The sequence below is a fragment of the Aeromonas sp. QDB20 genome, from assembly GCF_027707805.1.
In the GTDB taxonomy this organism is placed as follows: Bacteria; Pseudomonadota; Gammaproteobacteria; order Enterobacterales; family Aeromonadaceae; genus Aeromonas; species Aeromonas dhakensis.
The window spans coordinates 48,912-71,851 of the sequence record NZ_JAPCJC010000016.1; the positions used below are offsets into that span (position 1 = coordinate 48,912).

At 63.1% G+C, this 22,940-nt stretch carries 18 protein-coding genes; 5 read left to right on the forward strand and 13 right to left on the reverse strand.

The window, feature by feature from the left end:
- The first annotated feature begins 41 nt into the window (after positions 1–41).
- From mscK to pgl, 3 genes are all read left to right on the forward strand, one after another.
- Complete coding sequence (gene mscK, locus PG897_RS16795; protein ID WP_201882494.1) at positions 42–3,365, forward strand: mechanosensitive channel MscK; 3,324 nt, start codon at positions 42–44, stop codon at positions 3,363–3,365.
- A 210-nt stretch (positions 3,366–3,575) separates the two neighbouring features.
- Entirely contained in the window at positions 3,576–4,409 is an 834-nt protein-coding gene (locus tag PG897_RS16800; RefSeq protein ID WP_042007389.1) for a hypothetical protein, read from the forward strand.
- 65 nt (positions 4,410–4,474) lie between these two features.
- Complete coding sequence (pgl, locus tag PG897_RS16805) at positions 4,475–5,485, forward strand: 6-phosphogluconolactonase (protein WP_201882495.1); 1,011 nt, start codon at positions 4,475–4,477, stop codon at positions 5,483–5,485.
- Positions 5,486–5,541: 56 nt separating this feature from the next.
- Here pgl and PG897_RS16810 read toward each other — a convergent pair whose 3' ends face one another.
- The 4 genes from PG897_RS16810 to PG897_RS16825 all read right to left on the reverse strand — a co-directional run bounded on the left by PG897_RS16810 (position 5,542) and on the right by PG897_RS16825 (position 10,359).
- A complete protein-coding gene (locus PG897_RS16810) occupies positions 5,542–6,282 on the reverse strand; it encodes a dienelactone hydrolase family protein (protein WP_201882510.1) in 741 nt (246 codons plus the stop codon).
- 45 nt (positions 6,283–6,327) lie between these two features.
- Positions 6,328–7,854, reverse strand: a complete 1,527-nt coding sequence (locus PG897_RS16815) for a methyl-accepting chemotaxis protein (RefSeq protein WP_005303170.1) — start codon at positions 7,852–7,854, stop codon at positions 6,328–6,330.
- Between the two features lie 39 nt (positions 7,855–7,893).
- A complete protein-coding gene (locus PG897_RS16820) occupies positions 7,894–8,625 on the reverse strand; it encodes a substrate-binding periplasmic protein (protein WP_005303172.1) in 732 nt (243 codons plus the stop codon).
- 495 nt (positions 8,626–9,120) lie between these two features.
- Positions 9,121–10,359 (reverse strand): uracil-xanthine permease family protein, encoded by a 1,239-nt coding sequence (locus PG897_RS16825; protein WP_019839748.1) that lies wholly within the window; start codon positions 10,357–10,359, stop codon positions 9,121–9,123.
- A gap of 305 nt (positions 10,360–10,664) precedes the next feature.
- Between PG897_RS16825 and PG897_RS16830 the strand changes: the two genes are divergently transcribed.
- Together PG897_RS16830 and PG897_RS16835 are read left to right on the forward strand one after the other, a co-directional pair.
- Positions 10,665–11,963, forward strand: a complete 1,299-nt coding sequence (locus PG897_RS16830) for a hypothetical protein (RefSeq protein ID WP_201882496.1) — start codon at positions 10,665–10,667, stop codon at positions 11,961–11,963.
- On the forward strand, positions 11,960–12,301 hold the full coding sequence (locus tag PG897_RS16835) for an RT0821/Lpp0805 family surface protein (RefSeq protein WP_017781970.1): 342 nt from the start codon (positions 11,960–11,962) through the stop codon (positions 12,299–12,301). Before PG897_RS16830 ends, PG897_RS16835 begins: the two co-directional genes overlap by 4 nt.
- Positions 12,302–12,394: 93 nt before the next feature.
- On the opposite strand, the gene PG897_RS16840 is transcribed toward PG897_RS16835, so the two are convergent.
- The 9 genes from PG897_RS16840 to PG897_RS16880 all read right to left on the reverse strand — a co-directional run bounded on the left by PG897_RS16840 (position 12,395) and on the right by PG897_RS16880 (position 22,847).
- A complete protein-coding gene (locus tag PG897_RS16840) occupies positions 12,395–14,110 on the reverse strand; it encodes an NAD-dependent malic enzyme (RefSeq protein WP_010633297.1) in 1,716 nt (571 codons plus the stop codon).
- 259 nt (positions 14,111–14,369) lie between these two features.
- Positions 14,370–15,341: a formate dehydrogenase subunit gamma gene (locus tag PG897_RS16845; RefSeq protein WP_095592286.1), complete on the reverse strand. Its 972-nt coding sequence runs from the start codon at positions 15,339–15,341 to the stop codon at positions 14,370–14,372.
- Positions 15,338–15,997, reverse strand: a complete 660-nt coding sequence (gene fdh3B, locus PG897_RS16850; protein WP_005303185.1) for a formate dehydrogenase FDH3 subunit beta — start codon at positions 15,995–15,997, stop codon at positions 15,338–15,340. Before fdh3B ends, PG897_RS16845 begins: the two co-directional genes overlap by 4 nt.
- Before the next feature lie 4 nt (positions 15,998–16,001).
- Positions 16,002–18,902, reverse strand: coding sequence for a formate dehydrogenase subunit alpha (locus PG897_RS16855; RefSeq protein ID WP_270829205.1), 2,901 nt, complete (start codon positions 18,900–18,902; stop codon positions 16,002–16,004).
- Positions 18,903–18,925: 23 nt separating this feature from the next.
- Positions 18,926–19,129 (reverse strand): transcriptional initiation protein Tat, encoded by a 204-nt coding sequence (locus PG897_RS16860; protein ID WP_005303194.1) that lies wholly within the window; start codon positions 19,127–19,129, stop codon positions 18,926–18,928.
- Between the two features lie 69 nt (positions 19,130–19,198).
- Positions 19,199–19,819 carry a TorD/DmsD family molecular chaperone gene (locus tag PG897_RS16865; RefSeq protein WP_201882501.1) on the reverse strand — a complete coding sequence of 207 codons (621 nt, stop codon included), beginning with the start codon at positions 19,817–19,819 and terminating at the stop codon, positions 19,199–19,201.
- Between the two features lie 10 nt (positions 19,820–19,829).
- Positions 19,830–21,557: a 4Fe-4S dicluster domain-containing protein gene (locus tag PG897_RS16870; RefSeq protein WP_201882503.1), complete on the reverse strand. Its 1,728-nt coding sequence runs from the start codon at positions 21,555–21,557 to the stop codon at positions 19,830–19,832.
- A 104-nt stretch (positions 21,558–21,661) separates the two neighbouring features.
- Positions 21,662–22,264, reverse strand: a complete 603-nt coding sequence (locus PG897_RS16875; protein ID WP_201882505.1) for a DUF3306 domain-containing protein — start codon at positions 22,262–22,264, stop codon at positions 21,662–21,664.
- Positions 22,257–22,847 (reverse strand): DUF3305 domain-containing protein, encoded by a 591-nt coding sequence (locus tag PG897_RS16880; protein ID WP_201882507.1) that lies wholly within the window; start codon positions 22,845–22,847, stop codon positions 22,257–22,259. Before PG897_RS16880 ends, PG897_RS16875 begins: the two co-directional genes overlap by 8 nt.
- Positions 22,848–22,940: the final 93 nt, after the last annotated feature.

Genomic DNA, 22,940 nt, shown 5'->3' on the forward strand with positions numbered 1-22,940 from the left:
TGGGACATCTCCCGAATATCGCGTAATAACCCGGAAGTTTTATGCTCTCAATACCGTTCAAAAGAGCCTCGGCCACCCTGTTGCCGCTGCTCTGCTTACTCGTCAGCCTCTGCGCCCCGCAAGCCATGGCGCAGGACGTGCCCCAACGTACCAGCGTACAACGGGCACTCGACGCCCTCGGCAAGTCGGACACCCTCACCGTCAGCCAGCAGGCCGACCAGAAATTCCTGACCGACACCCTCTCCCTGCTCGACAGCATCGAGAAAGAGAAGAGCAAGGCCAGAAGCCAGAACGAGCGCGTTCGCTCCCTGCCGGCCGAGCTGCGCGACATCAGCGCCAGACTGGATGCCCTGACCCAGGGCAAGAGCGCCGAGCAGATCAAGAGCGAATACGCCAGCATGAGCCTGAGCGAGCTGGAGAGTCGCCAGCCCGACGTCATGGCCAACATGCAGGATGCCCAGGAGGCCCTCGGCACCATCGGCAGTCAGCTCACCAACCTGCAGACCCTGCCGGAGCGGGCCCAGGCCAGCATGAGCCGCGCCTATCAGCGCAGCCAGGAGATCCGTACCCGCCTCAACGCCGGTGACGGGGTGAGCAGCGCCGAGAAGATGAAGCTCAATGCCGAGCTGGCCCTGCTGGATCTGCAGCTGGCCAACCTGCAGAAGGAGCTGGACAACCGCACCAGCATGCAGGATCTGGCGGTCAAACAGCGCGACTACCAGACCGCTCGCCTCGCGAGCGAAGAGCAGAAGCTGCAACTGCTGCAGGAGCAGAGCAGTGCCAAGCGCCTGGGCGACACCGAGAAGACCGCCGAACAGACCGGTGAGCTGGTGGCCGCCGCCGACAGCCCGCTGGTGCAAAAGGAGCAGGAGCTCAACCACCAGCTCAGCCAGCAGCTGGTCAGCGCCACCGCCAGCCTCAACTCGCTGGTGCAGAAGAACCTGCAGGCCAAGAGCTGGCTGGAGCGCGGCACTCAGACCGAACGCAACCTCAACGAACAGGTGCAGATGCTCAAGGGCAACCTGCTGCTGTCGCGCATCCTCTATCAGCTCTACCAGCAGCTGGAGTCCTCCCCCTCCACCCTGGTGAAGAACCTGGAGGAGCAGATCGCCGACCTGCACCTGGCCCAGTTCGAACTGAGCCAGCAGCGTGACCAGCTGTTCCAGAAGACCCAGTATCTGGACAACCTGATCGCCAATAGCAGCGAGCCGGTGAGCGAGGAGGACAGAGCCAGCCTCTCCAAGCTGCTCGACACCCGCATCAGCCTGCTCGACCAGCTCAACCGCCAGCTGGATGCCCAGCTGACCAACGCCATCAGCCTGCAGCTGACCCAGCAGCAGCTGGCGCGGATCTACTCCTCCATCGAGTTCACCCTGCAGCAGCACATCTTCTGGGTGAGCAGCAACAAGCCCATCGACGGCAAGTGGTTCATCAGCTGGCCGGCCCAGGCCTACAAGCAGGCCTCCGACTGGGTGCTGAAACCGGACTGGAGCGGCTGGGGTGAAACCTTGCTGCCCATCACTCTGCTGGCCCTGCCGCTGCTGCTGATAGGTGGCCTGCTGATCTGGAAGCGCCCGACGCTGATCGAGCGACAGAAGAAGATCACCAAGGATCTGGGGCGTTTTCGCCAGGACAGCCAGTGGCACACCCCGGCAGCCCTCTGCTATACCGTGCTGCAACGCCTGCCGGGCAGCCTGTTCATTCTGGCTGCCGGCCTGCTGCTGACTGACTGCGGTTTGCTCAGTTCCAAGCTGATTTTCCAGATCACCCTCAACCTGGCGCTCGGTTATCTGGTGTTCAGCGTCTATCTGGCGGTGATGCGCCCAGGCGGCATCGCCGAGAGCCACTTCCGCATTCCGAAAGCCGATCTGCAGGCCAAGCGCACCAGCATGCGCTACCTCTGGGTGCCCTTGCTGCCGCTCATTATGCTGTCGACCAAGGCGGTGGTGGAACCCTCCTCCCTTGGCAACGACGTGGTGGGTCAGGCGCTGACCCTGGCCCTGCTGGGGCTGGCCGCCTACCTGGTATTCCCCATCTCCCGCGCCCGCATCAAGGGCGAGGCGAGCATGCAGCAGTCCATCACCGCCATCGCCCTGGCGCTGGCACCGGTGGCGCTGATCGTGCTGGTGGGACTGGGCTACTACTACACCGCCCTCAAGCTGACCGGCCGGCTGATCGAGTCCTTCTACCTGCTCATCCTCTGGAGCCTGGTCTACCGTACCGCCCTGCGCGGCCTTGAGCTCGCGGCCCGTCGCCTGGCCTATCGCCGTGCGGTGGCCAAACGCGAACACAAGGCCCAGGAGGATGCGGAAGGGGGAGACACCATCGAAGAGCAACCCATGGATCTGGAGGATGTCAGCCAGCAGTCGCTGCGTCTGACCCGCACCGTGTTGCTGCTGATCTTCGGCGTCGCCTTCTACTGGCTCTGGTCCGATCTGGTGGCGGTCTTCTCCTACCTCGACAGCATGGTGCTGTGGCACCGCACTGAAGGGACAGGGGCCAATGCCGTGATGTTCCCCATCAGCCTGAGCGATGTACTGATAGGCTTCCTGCTGCTGGGCGGCGCCTGGTCGCTGGCCCGCAACCTGCCGGGTCTGCTGGAGGTGCTGGTGCTCTCCAAGCTGAACCTGGCCCAGGGCACAGCCTACGCCATCACCACCATGCTCAACTACGTGCTGATCGGGGTCGGCTCGCTGACCGCCCTCTCCATGATGGGGGTACAGTGGGACAAGCTGCAGTGGGTCGCCGGTGGTCTGTCGGTCGGTATCGGTTTTGGCATGAAGGAGATCCTCTCCAACTTCGTCTCGGGCATCATCATACTGTTCGAGCGTCCGGTGCGGATCGGTGACACCGTCACCATCGGCTCCTTCTCCGGCACCGTCTCGCGGATCCGCATTCGCGCCACCACCCTGACCGACTTCGACCGCAAGGAGGTGATCATCCCCAACCAGCAGCTGATGACCGAGCGGCTCATCAACTGGTCGTTGAGCGATACGGTCACCCGGGTCATCGTACGGGTAGGTGTGGCCTACGGTTCGGATCTGGAGCTGACCCGCACCCTGCTCAAGCAGGCGGCGGACGAGAACAGCCGAGTGCTCAAGGATCCGGCGCCCATCGTCTACTTCCTCACCTTCGGTGCCAGCACCCTGGATCACGAATTGCGCTTCTTCGTGAGCGAGCTTGGCGATCGCAACCCGGCGGTGGACGAGCTGAACCGCAAGATAGACCAGCTGTTCCGCGAAAACGGCATCGAGATCGCGTTCAACCAGATGGATGTCTACATCAAGAACATGAAGGACGAAGAGCAGAAGGTGGAGTCCGACTCCGCTCAGCCTCCCGCCCTGCCGGGCCCCCAGCCCGGTTAAGGCAGCCCCTCATCTCGCTCGAAGGCCCCGCAAGGGGCCTTTTTTGTGTCGGTGGCCCACCGCTTGCGCTGGTTTTGTGACGGGCCGGCCAGAATGGGGCACGGTTTGTCGCTAGCCTGAAGCGCTTGCCTCCCCGGATGACGGGGCCTGCCAATCCCGGCCGGCCGCGATACACTGAGGAGCCGATCCCCACATTTGCCAAGGTGCGCCATGAGTTCCCAACCCTCTCTGCTCTCTTTTCTCGGCTCTCCCCTGCTCGGGGTGGCCGCCACCTATGTCGACCCCGCCAGCAAGGAGACCGGCGTCTACATCTGCGGGGTCGAGATCCAGCCAGACAACGAGCTGCTGCTGACCTTTCCCAAGGGGCACCAGCTGGCGGTGGGGGAGAAGATCACCCTGCATCTGGACAACCGCACCGGGGTCGACGAGTACGACGCCTCCTTGAGCGTCTATCGCGTCTCCTACAAGGGGGTGATCGCCCGCACCGCTCCGGACAGGGTGCAGGTCACCCCGCTGCAGTTCGAACTCTGGTACGGCAACCGGGTGGTCTACGGCTTCGCCCAGCCGGGCTATCAACATCCGGCCGATGAACGCCCCGCTAGCGAGCTGCCCGTCACCCCGCTCACCGGCCTGCCGGTGCCTGACTTGCGTGAGGTTGAGAACAAGATCGGGGTGCTGGTGACCCGGGCCCAGTCCCAGCCCCACACCACTGTACTGGCGTTTCTCTCCTCCGATGAGGACGACATCTTCTTCATCACCTTCCCCGAGACCTTCAAGTCGCAGTTGCTCAAGCGGGACGGCCGCTGCCACTTCGCCATCGACTCGCGGGCGGTGTTCACCTACACCCGCGCCATCGAGTGGAACTACACCATCATCGCCGCCGATGCTTACCAGATCCCGCAGGATCACCCGCTGTTCGAACCTATCCGCGCCGCCTTCGTACAGAAGAACCCGTGGGAAGTGGGCTTTTTCAGTCACCCGCAGGTGGAGCTCTACCACCTCAAGGCCCGCCAGGTGGTCTGCCCGGGCCGGGCAAAAGAGTAGGCCCAGCCGGGCGCGAAAGAGGATAAGATGGCCTGCAGTTGCCCAGCACAAGGAGTGAGAAACAGATGCAGCAGGTCGTTTATGTGGCGAGCCCCGCCAGCCAGCAGATCCACGTATTTGCCCTGGCCGCTACTGGGGAGCTCACGCCATTGCAGGTGGTCGACACCCCGGGCCAGGTCCAGCCGCTGGTGATCAGCCCGAACGGGCGCTGGCTCCATGCCGCCGTGCGCCCCGATTTCGCCCTGATAAGCTATCGCATCGAGGCCGATGGCCGGCTGGAAACGCAGGGATCGGCACCGCTGGCGGGCAGCGCCTCCCACACCGCCATCTCGGCCGACGGCCGCTTCCTGCTGGCGGCCTCCTATGCCTTCAATCAGGTTACCGTCTCCGCCATCGCCGTCGACGGCCGGGCAGAGCCCCCCCACCAGCAGCTCGACGGCTTGCAGGCCGCCCATTCGGTCACCCTGCTGCGTGCAAATAAACAGGGCGAGCAGGAGGTGCTGGTCGCCTGCCTCAAGGAGGATTGCATCCGCCGCTTTCTGCTCTGCAAGGAGGGGCGGCTGCGCCCCCATCCGCTGGGGGATCTGGCGACCGCCAGCGGTGCCGGGCCGCGCCATCTTGCGCGGCACCCGAGCAATGGCGACCTCTATTGCCTCAACGAGCTCGACTGCACCATCAACCGCTACCGGCCCACCGCAGACGGCGGGATCCGGCTCTGTCAGAGCCTCTCCATGCTGCCAGCCGGTTATCAGGGGGAGCGCTGGGGGGCGGATCTGCACGTGACACCCGACGGGCGTTTTCTCTACAGCAGCGAGCGGGCAAGCAGCCTGCTGACCCAGTTCGCCATCGCGCCGGATGGCGAGCTCGGCGTGGTCGGCCACTTCCCGACCGAGACCATGCCCCGCGGTTTTGCCATCGACCAGAGCGGCCACTGGCTGCTGGCGGCCGGGCAGGCTTCCCACCAGCTGGCGGTGCATCGCATCGACCCGGTCAGCGGTGCCCTGACCCTGCTGGCACGCTATCACGTAGGGGACGGGGCCATGTGGGTGATCGTACTGGCACGCCATCAGCCATGATCAACAGACAGCAAAAAGCCATGGCACTGCCATGGCTTGCAAACCAGCGCACAGGGTTACTTTGCGGAGATCTCTGCCAGAAAACCGACCAGGCGTTGCCAGGCAAGGGCATCGGCTTCGGCGTGGTACCTGTCTGATCCAAACATACTGAATGCGTGAGGGGCACCACTGTAACTGGTCGCTTCATGGCTGATGCCGGCCTTCTCCAGCTCGCCGATCAAGACGGCAAACTGCCCCAGGCTGACCGCCTCGTCAGCACTGCCATGCTGTATCAGCACACGTCCCCTGACCTGTTGGTAGTTCTGACCTGGCGGCGTCTCCAGCCCGCCATGCACGCTCACTGTACCGTGTAGATCCGCCCCGCTGCGGGCCAGCTCCAGCACGGCGGCCCCTCCGAAACAGTAACCGAGCGCCACGACCTTTTCCGGTTTGCCTCCCAACCTCGTGGCCTCGGCCAGCGCCCCGGCGAGCAGGGTCCGCATGCTCGCCCTGTCCTGGTATAGCGCCCCTGTCAGCCGCTTTTTATCCTCCACCGCAGTGGGTCTCACGCCAACGCCGAACAGGTCGGCGGCAAACACCCGGTAACCCAAGGCCGCCAGCATGTCGGCACGCTTCATTTCATACCCGGTCAACCCATCCCAGTCATGGACCAGCAGCACCAGAGTTGACTGCTGACTGGCCCCCGCCAGATGATAACCTTCGAACGTCCGCCCTTCGACCTGATACCTGACGGACCCGGCCTGCAATCCTCCTGCCCACAGAGCCCAGAACAGGACAAGCATCCTGGTTACTCCCATCATCCACTCCTCTGCCTGGACGGCCAGCTCGCTGGCGCCCGGCGATCACACCCTGAACTGTTTGAGCAGACTGTCCAATTGAGCCGACAGCTGGCGCAAATCACTGCTGGCATCGGCTACCTGCCCCACCCGCGCCGCACTGTCGTTGTTGAGCCCGGCGATGCGATTGACGCTGTTGCTGACCTCTTCCGCCACCGAGTGCTGCTCTTCCGAGGCCTGGGCGATATACATGTTCATTTCACGGATAAGGCCGACCTGGGTCTTTATCTTCTCTACCGAGAGCTGCACGTCGGCGGCTTGTGCCCCCGCCTGGGAGGCCTTGTCCTGACTTTGCTGCATGCCTGACACCAGATTGTGGGTCGCCTGCTGCAAGCGCGCGATACTGGCACTGATCTCCTCGGTTGACTGGCGTGTACGGCCGGACAGCGTTCTCACCTCATCGGCTACCACGGCAAACCCGCGCCCCTGATCCCCGGCTCTGGCCGCCTCAATGGCGGCATTGAGGGCCAGCAGGTTGGTCTGTTCGGCAATGCCGTTGATCACTTCGATGATGTTGCCGATGCTGCTGCTCTCGCTCGACAAGGAGCGGATCAGGTTGGCTACCCGCTCCACCTCGCCGACCAGCTGATGAATGGCTTCATTGGCCTGGCCGGCCAGCTTGTAACCCTGCTCCACATAGAGGCTGGCTTCATCGGTCGCACCGGATGTCTTGACCGCATTGCCCGCCACTTCCTGTACCGCATGGCTCATCTGGGTGATGGCGGTCGCGACCTGATCCAGCTCTGACTGCTGTTCGGCGCTGCCATGCCGGGTATCGGTCGCCAGCGAATCGCACAGCTCCGCCGTCTGCAAGACGCCTGCCGACAGGGTGTTTATCTCCGACACCGTCCCCTGCAGCTTGGCAATGAATTGATTGATGTTGCCAGCCAGCGCCCCCATCTCGTCATGCCGGCGGATCTTGAGGCGCTGGGTCAGATCCCCATCTCCCTGGGCCAGATCGAAGACTGCGGAGTTCATCTGCCGCAAGGGGCGCAGCACATTGCGATGGATCAAGACCATCAGCAACAGGATGATGCCGACGTCCAGCACCACTATCTGCCAGACGGTGGTGATGAGCAGATGGCGCAACTGGATCAAAATAGCCCGATCACTGCTGACCACCAGCAGATTGGCCACCGTCTTGAGCTGGCCGTTGTCGTCGTAGACCAGCTCATGGCTGGCATGGCTGCCCAGATCGGCAGGCAGCTTTGCCACCACCTGAATTTCACCGGCATCATCACGGACAAACCCCGCAACCAGCTTGTCCTTGTTGACCACCAGCAGGCTGCTAAGCGCATCCGTGGCCAGCTCGGATTTGAGGGATGCCTCGACAAAAGCCGATTCGTAATTCCACAGCGGACCAGGCAAGGAGAGCTGCAACCGGCTGATGGCCTGCTCGACCATCTCGGCCTGTCGGCGGTAGCTCTCCTCCCTGGCGGCGTTGTAGTTATATCCACCAAACAACACCAGCAGCAGACTCACCGACAGGGAGGTCAGCACGGCAATCCTGAACGTCAGACTATTCCAACCCATGGTTCCCTCCCGATATCGGCAACGACGTCTTGTTACAACTTAATGGTACTTGGCATTGATCTTGTCGATGGTGCCATCCGCCTTCATGGCGGCCAGGATCTCGTTGAGCTTGTTGATGAGCTCATCCGGGGCTTCCTTGTTGAAAGCCAGGCTCATCTGGGTTTCCTTGAACACAAACACCGGCTTGGGACTGGACGTCTTCTCCTGGGCGGCCAGATAGGGGGCCAGGTACTCCCCGGTCGCCCAGAGATCGATGCGACCAGCCTCCAGTTTCTTCACGTTGGCGGTATCGTTGGCCGCCAGCTGCAGCTTGCCAAACCCTTGCGCCTTGAGATATTCGGCAGCGGCATCACCGTTGTAGCCCCCAACCGAATACTGCTTCGCATCTTCCAAGGAGTTGACCGTGATGGTGGAAGATGGATTGGCAAAGAAAACCCAGTTGTTGTTGACCAGCGGCCCGACCCACTTGAAGAGGGTTTCCCGCTCCGGCGTGCGCGTGGTGGAGTACAGGGCGGTATTGGGCGTGCTGAGGGTATCTTCGTAGGCACGCTTCCAGGGCATCATGCTCAGCTTGTATTCGACCCCGGCACGCTTGAACAGCTCCTCCACCACCTCCGTGGAGAGGCCGACTATCTTGCCACCCTCCCCCTGCATGTTGAACGGCGGATAATCCTCGGTCATCACGTTCAAGGGTGCCGCCTGTACGGCTCCCAGCGCCAGCACCGAAGAGGCCGAGAACAGGGCGCTTTTCCACAACAGTTGATATTTCATTGCAACCTCACTTTGCTCACAGCTCGTCCCTCAATGTCCGCACCAGTCGATGTGCGGACCCTTACGACCCTTATCGGATCGTGCCGGCTTGCACGGTTTGCCGCGCCTTCGTCATGTCGGCGGCAAGCAGATGGGGTGGTTTAACAGGGTGCAACGGCAAGAACAGCATCATAAGAAGAGAGGAAGATGCATCCCATGATGGGGGGCGTAAACGCCTCTTTTTTCATACTGATCCGCACAGCACAGTGTCAAACCTGACCTTTAGCAAAGGTCAGGAACAGGGATCCGTCAAATGGTGCCCTGGCCAGACAGGCTTCAATCAACCCCTCTTTTGAGGCTGGCGGATACTCTCGGACGACAACGCCTGCTGGTGAGCAAGCTATTGACTTTATACGTATTAACGCCTCCACCGACCCAGCGATGTGCCAGATGGCGGAAAAGAGAGAGGCCACCCTGAGGTGGCCTCTGCAAGACAGGGATACGCCGTCCGTTGACTCAATCCTTGGCGCTCTCCATGGCACCCTCTTCGGAGTGCTGGGGCAGGATGAGGTTGAGCAGGATGGCGGCCACCGAGGCCAGACCCACGCCCGCCAGGGCGAAGTCACCGATCTTCATCTCCAGCGCGCCGACACCCACGGTCAGGGTCACGGCCACGATGGCGATGTTGCGCGACAGCCCCAGATCCACCTTGGACTCCACCAGGGTCTTGAGACCGATGGCGGCAATGGATCCAAACAGCAGCAGCATGATGCCGCCCATCACCGGCATCGGGATGGAGGTGAGCAGGGCGTTGAACTTGCCGAAGAAGGCCAGAATGATGGCAAACACCGCGGCCCAGGTCATGGTGACCGGGTTGAAGTTGCGAGTGATCATCACGGCACCGGTCACTTCGGCATAGGTGGTGACGGGAGGGCCACCGATGAAGCCGGCGAAGCAGACACCGATGCCGTCACCGGCCAGGGTACGGTGCAGCCCCGGATTCTTGGTGTAATCCTTGCCAGTCACGCCACCGATGGCCAGCACGCCACCGATGTGTTCGATACAGGGGGCAATGGCTACCGGCAGCATGAACAGCGCCGCAGCCCAGTTGATCTCCGGGGTCACAAAGTGGGGCAGCGCCAGCCAGGGGGCGTTGACCATGCCGTCGAAACTCACCTGACCCATCAGCACGGCAGAGACATAGCCCGCAATCACACCACACAGGATGGGGATGAGCTTGATCCAGCCCTTGCAGAACACCGCCGCAATCAGGGTGACCGCCAGCGAGATGCCGGCCAGGGTCAGCGCCGTCGAGGCAGGCATCACCTGCTCACCGCCGGCACGGCCCATGGCCATGTTGCAGGCCACCTGGGCCACCGACAGGCCGATCACCATGATCACCGGGCCGATCACCACAGGCGGCAGCAGTTTGTGCACAAAGCCCATGCCGCGGGCGCGAATGAGCGCGGCCAGGATGAAGTACATGAAACCGGCGGCAAACAGACCGAACATGGTGGAGGGCAGGCCCCAGGTCTGAGTGGCGTAAATGATGGGGGCGATGAAGGCAAAGCTGGAACCGAGGAAAATCGGGACCTGGCGGCGGGTGCAGAGCTGGAACAACAGGGTGCCTACACCGGCGCCAAGCAGGGCCATGGAGGGGTTCAGTCCGGTGAGCAGGGGCACCAGCACCATGGCACCGAAGGCGACAAACAGGATTTGCAGCCCGGCGACGCTTTGCTTGACTAAGGAAAACATGGATGTCCTTAATTTTTTGATAACTGACAGGGATATTTGACACTTTTCAGTTATCACAAGACTTTTTCAAGGCACTGAATGAGCCATTCGGCGTCATTTGTTGCCTCTTACTGCTTGGGGAGGGCATGAAACTGGCTTTTTAGGCGGGATTCGTTGCTACAAGCATCGAGGATGCGATTTTACGCACTTTTATGGCCGGCGCCAATCGTTTTTCCATGCTGTTTTGTTTGTCAATGGCTCCCCTGCCCCTCCATCAGCCCGCCCTATACTTAATGACGTGAACCCAGCCGGACAAGGAGTCCCCCATGTCACTGCCCGCTTTCAAGCCCAGCCAGCGCCGACTGCTGGTGGGTTCGGCCATCGCTCTGGCCCTGTTTGCCACCCCGTTGAGCTATGACTTCAGCCACCATCAGTGGCAGGTGAATCAGGCCTATGCCAAGTCCTGTTTCGTGACCGGCACCCGCATCCTGATGGCCGACGGGAAGGAGCGTCCCATCGAGACCCTGCAGGCCGGTGAACGGGTGCGGGATCAATATGGCTGCAGCAACCTCATCCTAGCGGTCGAGCGGGTGCTGCTGGGAGCGCGCCGGCTCTACGGGCTCAACCGGCTGGCTCCCTTCTTCACCGCCGAGCACCCCTTCCTGACCACCCGCGGCTGGGCGGCCATCGCACCGGCCATGACCCGCACCGAAAACCCGACCCTCGCCGTGCTGCCGCTCTTTACCGGCATGCACCTGCTGGGCTGGTCGGAACACGTCTGTGCAGGCAATCTGGCGCTGGCTCCGCAGCCCGCCCTGCTGCTGCTGGAGTCCCTCTGCTGGATTGATGCCCCACCCACCACGGCACTGTTCAACCTGATCCTGGATGGCAACCACAGCTATGTCGCCAATGGGCTGATCGTTCACAACAAGGATGGCGACGGCAATAGCGGTGGGGGTGACAGTGGTGGTGGAAGCAGCAGTGGTGGTGGAAGCAGCAGTGGTGGTGGAAGCAGCAGTGGTGGCGGCGGTAGTAGCAGTGGAGGTGGAAGCAGCAGCGGTGGAGGTGGCAGTGACAGCGACGGCGGCAGCAACAGTGGCGGTGGTGGCAGTGACAGCGACGGCGGTAGCAACAGTGGCGGCGGCAGTGACAGCGACGGCGGCAGCAACAGTGGCGGCGGCAGTGACAGCGATGGTGGCAGCCATGGCAGTGACGACAACGGCGGTGGGGAGCACGCCGGCGGCGAACAACATGCCGGAGGGGATCGCCATGCCGGTGGTGAACAGCATGGCGGCGGGGAGCGCCACGCCGGCGGAGATCGTCACGGTGGTGGACGAGGCCTGGGCAATGGCCTCGACGACAACGGAGTGGACGCCGTCGATGCCAACGGCAACGAGATCCGGGGTGATGGCACGGTCGACGACAACGGCATGGATGCCGTCGATGCCAATGGCAACGAGATCCGGGGCGATGGCACGGTCGACGACAACGGCATGGATGCCGTCGATGCTGACGGTAACAAGCTGCGGGGGGATGGTACGGTCGACGATCGCGGCCAGACCCTGACCGATGCACAGGAGCAGGCCCTGATCCAGCAGGGGTTCAACAGCAAGGAGCAACCATGAGCCGTTATCTGTTGATCTGCCTGGCGCTGTGGTTGTCCGCCTGCGCCAGCCAAAGCGCCGCCCCGCTCTACCACCAGATGGACAAGCAGGACGTGGCGCTGGCCAACCAGGCGCTGGCCGAGGCGCTGCAAACCCGTCCCAAGGGTCAGAGCCTCACCTGGTTCAACCCCGCAAGCCGCCACTCGGGCAGCGTCACGCCGCTGCGCACCTTTCGCCATCCCAACGGTCTCTGGTGTCGCGACTATCGCGAGCAGCTCTATATAGGCCAGGCCAGCCAGCAGTGGCAGGACACCGCCTGCCGCAGCAAGGCGGGGCACTGGCTGCCGCTGCGCGGCTGACAAGATAGCTGACCGCTCAGGTGACAAAACAAGAGGGGTGGCCATGGCCACCCCTCTTCTATTGCAACTATTGCAAGTGCAAGCTTACGCCCGTCATACCCGGCGGTAGGGCAGATAGACCGGCTCCCACATGTGGTTGAGGATGTGCTGCTGCAGATCCTGGCCGATCAGCGGGTGGGAAGGATCCCGCCGCACTATGTCCTTGAGCACCGCCGTCGCTACGTGCACCGAGATGCTGCGCAGCTCGCGAATGCGCGGATAGACGGCCCCCTTCGCCAGGTCCACCTCGCTCACGCACTCTGCCAGCGCAAAGGCCGCGGTGGTGAAAATGTCCGGCGTGATCTCGCGGATCTGGCTGACGATGGCCGCCAGCCCCACCCCAGGGAAGATGAAGACGTTGTTGCCCTGGCCGACCCGGAACTCCTGCCCCTCGTAGTGCACATCCTTGAACGGGCTGCCGGTGGCGACGATGGCCTTGCCCTGGCTCCAGCGATAGATGTCCTCCGGCAGCGCCTCGCAGTTGGCGGTCGGGTTGGAGAGCGGGAACACCATGGGGCGCGCGCAGTGGTTGAGCATCAGCTGGATATGCTGCTCCTTGAAGGCGCCACCCGCACCGCTGGTGCCCAGCAGTACCGTGATGGGCACGTGGCGCAGCACGTCGGTCAGGTTGGCCTTGCCGGGCACTTCGGTATCCCAGCCCGACAGCAACAGGCCCGGCTTGGCATAGCGGCGCTTGTATTCGTCCAGCCCCTCACGGTTGTCGCACACCAGCCCCTGGGTATCCAGGATGTAGATGCGATCGCGGGCCGCCTGGGGATCCAGCCCTTCGCGGATCATGCCCGCACAGATCTGATCCGCCACCCCGACCCCGCCGGCACCGGCGCCATAGACCAGGTAGTTCTGCTGGCCCAGGGTCTCGCCCTTGACCTTGACCGCCCCTATGATGCCCGCCAGCACCACGGCCCCGGTCCCCTGGATGTCGTCGTTGAACGATGGCAGGGACTGCTGATAACGGGAGAGGTTGTTGAAGGCGTTGGACTTGCTGAAGTCCTCCCACTGCAGCACCGCATTGGGGAAGTGGCGCTTGACCCCGGCCACGAACTTGTCGATGAAGTCGTCGTACTCCTTGCCGCGAATGCGCTTGTGGGGCTGGCCCAGATACATGGGGTCATCCAGCAGCGCCTGGTTGTCGGTGCCCACGTCCAGCGCGATGGGCAGGCAGCAGGCGGGATGGATGCCGGCACCCAGGGTATAAAGGGAGAGCTTGCCGATGGGGATGCCCATGCCGCCCACCCCCTGATCACCAATCCCCAGGATCCCCTGGCTGTCGGTCACGACTATGATGCGCACCGACTTGGCATCGAGATGACGGGCCAGGGAGCCCATGTCCTCGACGTTCTTCGGGGTGATGTAGAGGCCACGCGGCTTCTGGAAGCGGTGGCTGAACTCCTGACACGCCTTGCCCACGGTCGGGGTGTAGATGTAGGGGGTCATCTCCTCCACGTGGCGCGCCAGCAGGGCGTAGAACAGAGTCTCGTTGCGATCCTGCAGGGCCCGCAGGTTCTGGTACTTCTCGATGTCGCTGCAGGCGCTCAAAAAGCCTTGATAAACCCGCTCAAGCTGGGCTTCAAACGTTTGAACCTGGGGAGGCAACAGGCCGTCGAGCTCGAAGTCGGCGCGCTCCTGTTCGGTGAAGGCGGTACCCTTGTTGAGGTTGCGATCGTTGAGCAGATCGGTGCCAGTCAGTGCAACGGGGCGAAAATCTTGTCCCTGTGCATCTTTCCACAGCAGATATTGTCCGGTAGCCATAGTCATTCTCTTTGATTTACGTGAAATTGCCGTTCGGCAGGAGAGCAAGACTCATAATGAAATCAATCATATGACGTTTGGTCGTTTCATTTTGTGAGCTTGGGCATACCCTGCGGCCAAAAACCGTGGCAGGACGGGATAAGGCCTCATTCAGACCATGCCAGTCGGCCATGCTGCCACTGCAGCGGCGCTGAGCGGCAGACACAAAAAAGGGGCGCCGCAGCGCCCCCTCTCTTTCATCTTGATATCTCGGTCAATCTCAGCCGGACTTGCCCGTTTTAGGCTCGTCGAGCTGGTGCTTCACCTCTTCATACCAGAGGTCGTGGTGCTCCCTGGCCCAGGTCTCGTCCACCTCGCCGGTCACCATCCCCTCCAGCGCCCCTTCCAGCTGGAACAGGCCCATGTAGATATGGAAGATGAAGCCGCAGATGAGGATCAAGGCGCCTACGATATGGATAAAACTGGCCCACTCCATCTGGCGACGCAGCTGGCCGAAGATGGGGAAGTCCAGAAACAGCCCGGTCGCCACGACGATGCCGCCAAACCAGATCAGCAGCCAGAAGATCGCCTTCTCGCCGCCGTTGGAGAAGCCCGCCGAGGGGTGACTCCCCTTGTGGGGTCCCAGCATGCCGCCCGCCTTCATAAACCACTGCACGTCCACCATGTTGACGATGTTGTGACGGAACCACTTGATGAGCACTCCCATCAGGCAGAGGAAGAAGAGCGGCCCCACGTAGTTGTGGAACACCTTGGCGAACCAGATCCAGTTCTCCCACACCCCCATACTCACCACCGGCTTGATGAAGTGCTTGCCGTAGATGATGGCCAGCCCCGACCCGGACAGGGTCAGGAACATGCCCGCCGTGGTCCAGTGCAGCGCCCGATCGAGCCGGCTCCAGCGCTTGAGCTTGCGCCCGGTGCGCGGTTTGGAGAGCTTGGTCGGCCCCACCACCCAGTACATCAGGCCGCACATGGCGAGCGACCCGAAGATCGCGATGGCACCCAGCGGCGACACCCACTTGGTCTTCACCTCGAACCAGAGCTGACCCGGCACCGAGATGAGCACCCCGTGCTCCGGCGAGCGGGAGGTGGTCACCCCCTCCTGCCCATCCTTCACCGCGCGCCAGTAGTCGGCGCCGGCAAAGCCGATCGTCTCCTTCTGAGCATCGGCAAAGCCAGGTGCACTGAACAGCAGCAAGGCTGTCAGCAGCCCTGTCAGCCAGTGTCTCATTGGCCACCCTCCTGCTTGCCAGGCTTGAGCCCCTTGCCTCTGCCATCGCGGGGTTGGCTGGCGTCGTGGAACAGATCCTGCTCATCCCCACCCCAGCCCGCGTGAGGGGCGCCGCGATAGGCCACCCGCTCGCGGAAGATGTCGGAGATGACCTGCGCATCCCCCGCCAGCAGCGCCTTGGTGGAGCAGAGCTCGGCGCACATGGGCAGTTTGCCTTCGGCGATGCGGTTGGCTCCGTACTTCTGGCGCTCCGCCTCGCTGTGATCCTCTTCCGGGCCACCGGCACAGAAGGTGCACTTGTCCATCTTGCCCCGATCGCCGAAGGCGGCGGTCTTCGGGAACTGGGGTGCCCCGAACGGGCAGGCAAACAGGCAGTAGCCGCAACCGATGCAGAGATCCTTGTTGTGCAGCACTATGCCGTCGTCGGTGTGGTAGAAGCAGTCGGCGGGGCAGACCGCCATGCAGGGGGCATCGGTGCAGTGCATGCAGGCGACCGAGATGGAGGTCTCCCCCGGCAGGCCGTCGTTGAGGGTCACCACCCGGCGGCGCTGGATGCCCCACTCGAGGGCATCGTCGTTCTCGTTCTTGCACGCCGTCACACAGCCGTTGCACTCGATGCAGCGCTTGGTGTCACACATGAATTTCATTCTGGCCATGAGATCAGGCTCCTACTTGGCGAAAACGGCACAGGGTGACCTTGGTCTCCTGCATCTGGGTGACCGGGTCATAGCCATAGGTGGTGACTATGTTGACCGACTCCCCCAGCACATAGGGGTCTGACCCTTCCGGATATTTGGCGCGCAGATCCTGGCCCTCGAAATGGCCGCCGAAGTGGAACGGCATAAAGGCGAGCCCAGGTTTGACCCGCGGGGTCACCAGCGCCTTCACCTTGACCCGGCCCCCTTCCGGCCCCTCGACCCAGACATCCTGACCGTCGCGCACGCCGACATCGTTGGCATCCGCCGGGTTCATCTCGACGAACATCTCCTGCTGCAGCTCGGCGAGCCAGGGGTTGGAGCGGGTCTCGTCACCGCCCCCCTCGTACTCCACCAGACGACCGGAGGTAAGGATGATCGGGAACTCCTTGCTGACGTCCTTCTCCTGCACCGAGGCATACTGGGTCGGCAGGCGCCACAGGCTCTTGGCATCGGGCCAGGTGGCGTAGTCGGCCAACAGATCCCGGCGCGGGGTATAGAGCGGCTCGCGGTGCTTGGGCACCTGATCCGGGAAGGTCCACACCACGCAGCGCGCCTTGGCGTTGCCGTAGGGTACGAAGCCGTGCTTGATGGCCACCCGCTGGATGCCGCCGGAGAGGTCGGTCTTCCAGTTGCGCCCCTCGGCTTCTTTCTTCTCGGCCTCGGTCAGCTCATCCCACCAGCCAAGCTGTTTCATCAGATCGGCGGTGATCTCGGGATAGCCGTCTTTCACCTCGCTCCCCTTCGGCCAGGAGTCTTCGGCCAGCAGCGAGACGCCCTGATACTCGATGCCGAAACGGGCACGGAAACCACCGCCCCCTTGCGAGACCGGAATGCTGGTGTCGTAGAGGATGTGGCTGCCGGGGTGCTTCATCTCCGGGGTGCCCCAGCAGGGCCAGGGCAGACCGTACACCTCGCCGCTGACCGGGCCGCCCTCGGCCTTGAGGTTGGTCTTGTGGAAGGTGTGCCAGTTCTGCTGGTGCGCCTTGAGCCGCTCCGGGCTCTGGCCGGTGTAGCCCACGCTCCACATGCCGCGGTTGTACTCGCGGGTGATGTCTTCCAAGAGCGGTTCGTTGTTCTCCACCTTGATGTGCTTGAACAGCTCATCGGCAAAGCCGAGCTTCTTGCTCAAGAGATACATGATCTCGTGGTCCACCTTGGATTCGAACAGCGGCTCGACCACCTTGTCGCGCCACTGCATGGAGCGGTTGGTGGCGGTGACGGAGCCATAGGTCTCGAACTGGGTGGTGGCTGGCAGCAGGTAGACGCCGTCGGTACGATCGTTCATGACGGCGGCGACCGTGGGGTACGGGTCGACAATCACCATCATGTCGAGCTTTTGCATCGCCTTCTTCATCTCCGGGCCGCGGGTCTGGGAGTTGACCGCATGGCCCCAGTAGAACATGGCGCGGATATTGGCACCCTGCTCGATGAGATCGGCGTTCTCCAGCACACCATCCACCCAGCGGGAGACCGGGATGCCGTTGTTGTTCATCGGCAGCTTGCCGTTGTAGGCCTTGTTGTCAAAGCGGGCCTTGATCCACTCGTAATCAACATCCCACACCCGGGCCCAGTGCTTCCAGGAGCCCTCTTCCAGCCCGTAGTAACCAGGCAATGAGTCGGAGGTGACGCCAAAGTCGGTGGCACCCTGCACGTTGTCGTGACCACGGAAGATGTTGGTGCCCGCCCCGCTCTTGCCCACGTTGCCGAGGGCCAGTTCGAGGATGCAGTAGGCGCGGGTGTTGTTGTTGCCGGTGGTGTGCTGGGTGCCGCCCATGCACCAGACCACGCAGCCGGGGCGGTTGTCGGAGAGCAGCTTGGCGGCGCCATACACCTCTTTTTCATTGAGGCCGGTCACCCGCTCCACTTCGGCCGGAGTCCAGCGCGCCACCTCTTTTTGCACCTCGTCCATGCCAAAGACGCGGGTGCGGATGAACTCTTTATCTTCCCAGCCGTTCTTGAAGATGTGCCAGAGCATGCCCCAGATAAAGGCGACGTCGGTGCCCGGACGCAGGGAGAGGTACATGTCCGCCTTGGCGGCGGTGCGGGTGCGACGCGGGTCGACCACCAGGATTTTGCAGCCGTTGCGCTCTTTGGCCAGCAGGATGTGCTGCATGGCGACCGGGTGGGCCTCCGCCGGGTTGGAGCCGATGAACATGATCGACTTGCTGTTGTGCATGTCGTTCAGGCTGTTGGTCATGGCGCCGTAGCCCCAGGTGTTGGCAACGCCGGCTACTGTGGTGGAGTGGCAGATCCGCGCCTGGTGATCCACGTTGTTGGTACCCCACAGGGACGCCATCTTGCGAAACAGGTAGGCCTGCTCGTTGGAGTGCTTGGCGGAGCCGAGCCAGTAGACGCTGTCGGGGCCGGACTCCTTGCGAAGGCGCAGCACCTCGTTGCCTACCTCTTCGATGGCCTGATCCCAGCTGATGCGCTGCCACTTGCCGCCCACCAGCTTCATCGGGTACTTGAGGCGACGCTCGCCGTGGCCGTGCTCGCGCAGGGCCGCCCCCTTGGCACAGTGACCGCCGAGGTTGAAGGGGTGATCGAAGGCCGGCTCCTGACCGGTCCAGACGCCGTTCTGTACCTCGGCATAGACGCCGCAACCCACCGAGCAGTGGGAGCAGATGGTGCGCTTCACCTCGACCGGCACCCCGGCCGCCACGGTCTTGGCCTCGGCCCGCTGCATCATGGCCGGCGCCAGCCAGCCGGCGGCCACGGCGCCACCGGCCACCAGACCGGAATTGACCATAAAGGCGCGACGGGTCAGCCCCTGACCGCGAGCGGCCCCATTATTTTGTAAACCGCCTTGCAAGCTGCCCTGCTCGCCCGCCTGGGGCTGCTCGGCACGTTTCGTCAGTTTCATGAGTTCTCCTTTACTGAGCCGGCTCAGTCGGTGCCGCGCAGGGTGCGATAAAAGTCGTGAACGTGGGGGGTCTCCCGATAGCCCTTGTCGGGTTCGGTGTCGTGGGTCAGCACCTCCTTGCCCACCACCCGACCGGTGGCACCGGCCAGCACACCTATGGTGGCAACCACCCCCACCCCCTTGATCAGATTGCGGCGGGACGGGTCTTTCAGCTGTTCATCGCTCATCTTTCTGTGACCTCTGTTGTTATGGTCGGCTGCGGTGAGCCGGTTTTGCTATGAGTGGGCGGCGCAGCGTCATGGCTGCGTCACCACCGGGCTGCCAAAGGGCAGGCGCAGTTCCTGTTCCAGTTTGAAAAAGTCTTCGGCAAGGGCCCCGACCGCCCGGTAGAAGCTGCCCCCTTTCGCCTGTTGCTGATCGCGGCAGCAGGCGAGCACCCAAGGGGCAAGGTGGCGCTCATAGAAGCGGTTGCGATCCGGGTGCTGCTCGGCAATCAGTACCGCCATCACCTCGCAGAGGGCGGCCAGGTGATCTTCCGGCTCGCACACCCCGCTCTGACGCTCGAAACCGAGGGACTGCAGATCGGCGCGCAGCACCGCCAGCGGCAGCTCCATCAGGGAGCCGGTGAGATACCAGGAGGCAAACGGCACTATCTCCCCGCGCCCCAGCCCGATAAAGAGATCCTGATACTCCTCGGCAAGCTCGTGCTCGTGATGGCTGCTGGCCGCCAGCTGCACCAGCCCTAGCCCTCTGGCAAAGGGGCCCGGCATGGCATGCAACCCTTGCAGCCAGGCGAGCTGTTCGCCTCGGGGGGCGGCGCGCCAGAGGCTCGCCAGCAGGGCGTAGAGATCGGCGCTGCTCTGTTCCAGTTCGGTCATGGTCAGTTCGCCAGCCTTTTCGTTATGTGGTTCGCTCATCACTGGCCCCTCACACCTTGAGCTGGGAGACGGGATCCGCCGCCAGCGCCGCAAACACATCCTTGACCCGACAGTCCTCACACATCAGCAGCCGCTGGGCGGCCTCGTTCTGGAAGTGGGAGTGACCGGCCAGTTTTTGCTGGATGCGGCGGATAAGGGAGGCTGGCGCAAACGGCTTGGCGCAGCGAATGCAGCAGGCCGCCTCTTCGGCTTTGAGGCTCTGCATGGCGCGGCGCGCCTCGGGCACAGGTTGCAGGCGGGGCGTCAGCACGATGGCCTGCTCGGGGCACGCCTTTTCGCACATGCCGCACTGGATGCACTCCTGTTCGATAAAGTTGAGACCGGGGGCATGGCCCACCGCATGCAGGGCGCGGCTCGGGCAGACCGCCACGCAGCCCATGCAGAGGGTGCAGTCAGCTTCTTTCAATTCAACGCTGCCGTAAGGGGCGCCGTGGGGCACCGCCAGCGGCTCGCGGCCGCCATTGTTGGCCTGCCAGAGCGCATCGAAGGCGGCAAACAGGTTCTCCCGTTTGTCTCCTTTGAGCGGCTTGTCCAGCAGGGCAACAGCTGGCTCACAGAAGAGCGGCTTATCTTGTTCGGCATCCGGGTTAAACAGGGCGATGCGATCTGCTGTGAGGCCGGCGCCCGCCAAGAGCACGGCAGCGCTCGCCAGCTCCCGCTCAACCAATGCCCGCACGCTCTCGGGGGCATCGTCGCCCAGCGCAATGCGCACCGCGCTGGCGCCATAGGCGAGGGCTGCAAACCAGCTCTCGATGCCTAAACTCGCGCTCTCCTCCACCCAGACCGGCAGCCAGTTGGCGGGCAGGCGGGTGAGTTCGGCTTCCACCCATTCGCGCTCATTATCAGCGGCGATCAGCAGCTGAGGCGCGTCGCCCCCCGCCTCCCGGTAGTGCTTGAGCAAGCGCAGCAGATAGTCGCCACTGGTATTGGCGTCGGGCTGGTGATAGGCAATCGCGCCGGTCGGACAGGCCGAGGCACAGCTGCCGAAGCCCTGACAGAGATGGGGATCGATCTGGATACGACCATTGATGGGCTTGAGGGCATCGGTCGGGCAGACATCGAGGCAGCGGCTGCAACCGGGCACGCCGCGGGCGGTAAAGGCGCAGGCCTCGGGGTCCAGGCGAAAATAGCGCGGCTTGTCGAAGATACCGGTCAGCGCACAGAGTTCGGCGAGCCGTTCGGCCAGGTCAGCGTCATCAAAGAGAGACTGATAACCGACCGGCGGGCGCTCCAGCGCAAACAGCGGGGTCGTACCCAGATCGGCCACCAGATCGAAGCGCGGTTCGCTACCCACCGTTTGTTGTGGAAAACAGAGCGCCGCCAGAGAGATACGCTCACCCTGCCCGTTGAGGCCGGTGAGCTGAAATTGGCCGAGATACCCTGTCAGGCTCGGCTCGCGCAGGGTCAGGGCATCCAGGGCGGCGGTAGCCTCGAAGATGGCCTCGAGATCCGCCGCCTCGGCATCATGGACCGACTCGGTCACCAGCAGGGTGGGCGTCACCCCGGCTGGCAGCAGGCTGGCGGCGCGGCGAATACGATCTTCCGGGCCGACCAGCAACAAGCGCCCCTGACTCTGGTAGGAGACGGTGGTCGGGATCAGGTTGTCGGTCTTGACCGTATGCTGCAGGGCATGGGCGCGGGCACGTTCGTTGCGCGCGGCCACGCCATCGGCGGTCAGAGTTGTGACGGATGTTGTTATGGGTTGTTCGATGCTCACATGCACTCCTGTGCGCGCCACCTCGTGGGATGGCGTGCTTGTTGGTCAGCTGGGAGAGCAAGAGCCGAGCCAACTCCCCCAGGAAAAAAGTGACTGGCAGGGAGTCAGGATCCCAAATGCTCCATTTCCCCACCCTTGGTTGGGACATTTTGTCCATCATGGCCAACCAAAATGTCCCGATCGTCGGTGGGGGTTTGAGAATGGTTATCAGCCAATCCTTGCGGCTCGCTGGTTATGGCCGTGGCGGCCACCGTCGCCGGTTCGGGTGCGGCAGCGGTTGAGTGAGGCGCTTCGTCACCCGGCGCCATCGCCTGCTCCACCAGCCAGTTGCGCAGCCCGGCGCTCAAGGCTGCGGGCAGCAATTCCGGCTGGCTGAAATCCTGGGTGTAGTCGTCGAGCCCATCAGGCTTGTGAGTGCGAAACATGGCCCGCAGCGCCTCCTTGTCGGGGAGTGCCGGCTTCTCTGAAGGGGCCGTTTTGGGCTCTGATCCGCGCGGCTTGGCCCCTTCGAGGTGGAGAGGAATATCACTCCCCTTGTCAGTGCTGACTACGGGGCTATCCAGCGCAGTATCTGGCATTATCCCTTCGCCACTGCCTTCGATGGGGGTTGCAATCGCCTCGGGGGGGACCTCTTGCCGTGGCTGCAATACCTGATGCTTACGCGCCTCACTCTTGCGAGATGACCAGCGTTTGAGGAACTCACTCATGGGCGTTGTTTCCGGCCTTGGTTCCGGCACAGGTTCCAGCGTCGCTGCCACGCTCGCGGCCATCGGGGCCGGTGGCTTTAACGGCACCGCAGCTGGCTTGCTCCTGGCTGTCGACACCGAGCTGATCCTGCGCCCGCCCCTTGCCCTTCTTGCCCTTGCGACGGGCCTCCAGCAGCTCGCCGTGGCGACCGATAAAGGCCTCCACCCAGGCTTGCAGCGCTTCGGGCAGCGGGCAGGAGAGCACCTGCCGCTCGCCATCCATATAGGCGGCGGCCACGGTCTGACTCAGGGTCAGGCCATCGGCCACAAAGCCACTGTCCACGCGGCTGCCGGTGACAGTCCCGGTAATAAAGAGGCGGGGCGAGCCAGAGCTCAGATTGAAGCGATAATCCCCCCGCTCATCGCGAAACAGGGTAAGGGGCAAGGCACCGGCAGCCTCAGGTTCGGCGGGATGGAGCGCCGCAATCTCGAAACGGCGGCTCTGCCAGCGGCCAACCTGGCTGTCGATGGCCTTTAACTCCAGTTGCAGCCAGCGCTGCGGGGAGAGGGGTTTGGTTGTCTCTTGCACTGTCACGGCTCCCATCAGAAGGTCTCTGCCGGGCCGCCCTCTCCAGTGATCCACCCCGTTCGGGGCGGATCACAGCAGGAGATTTATGGCGGCCACGGCCATCAATGG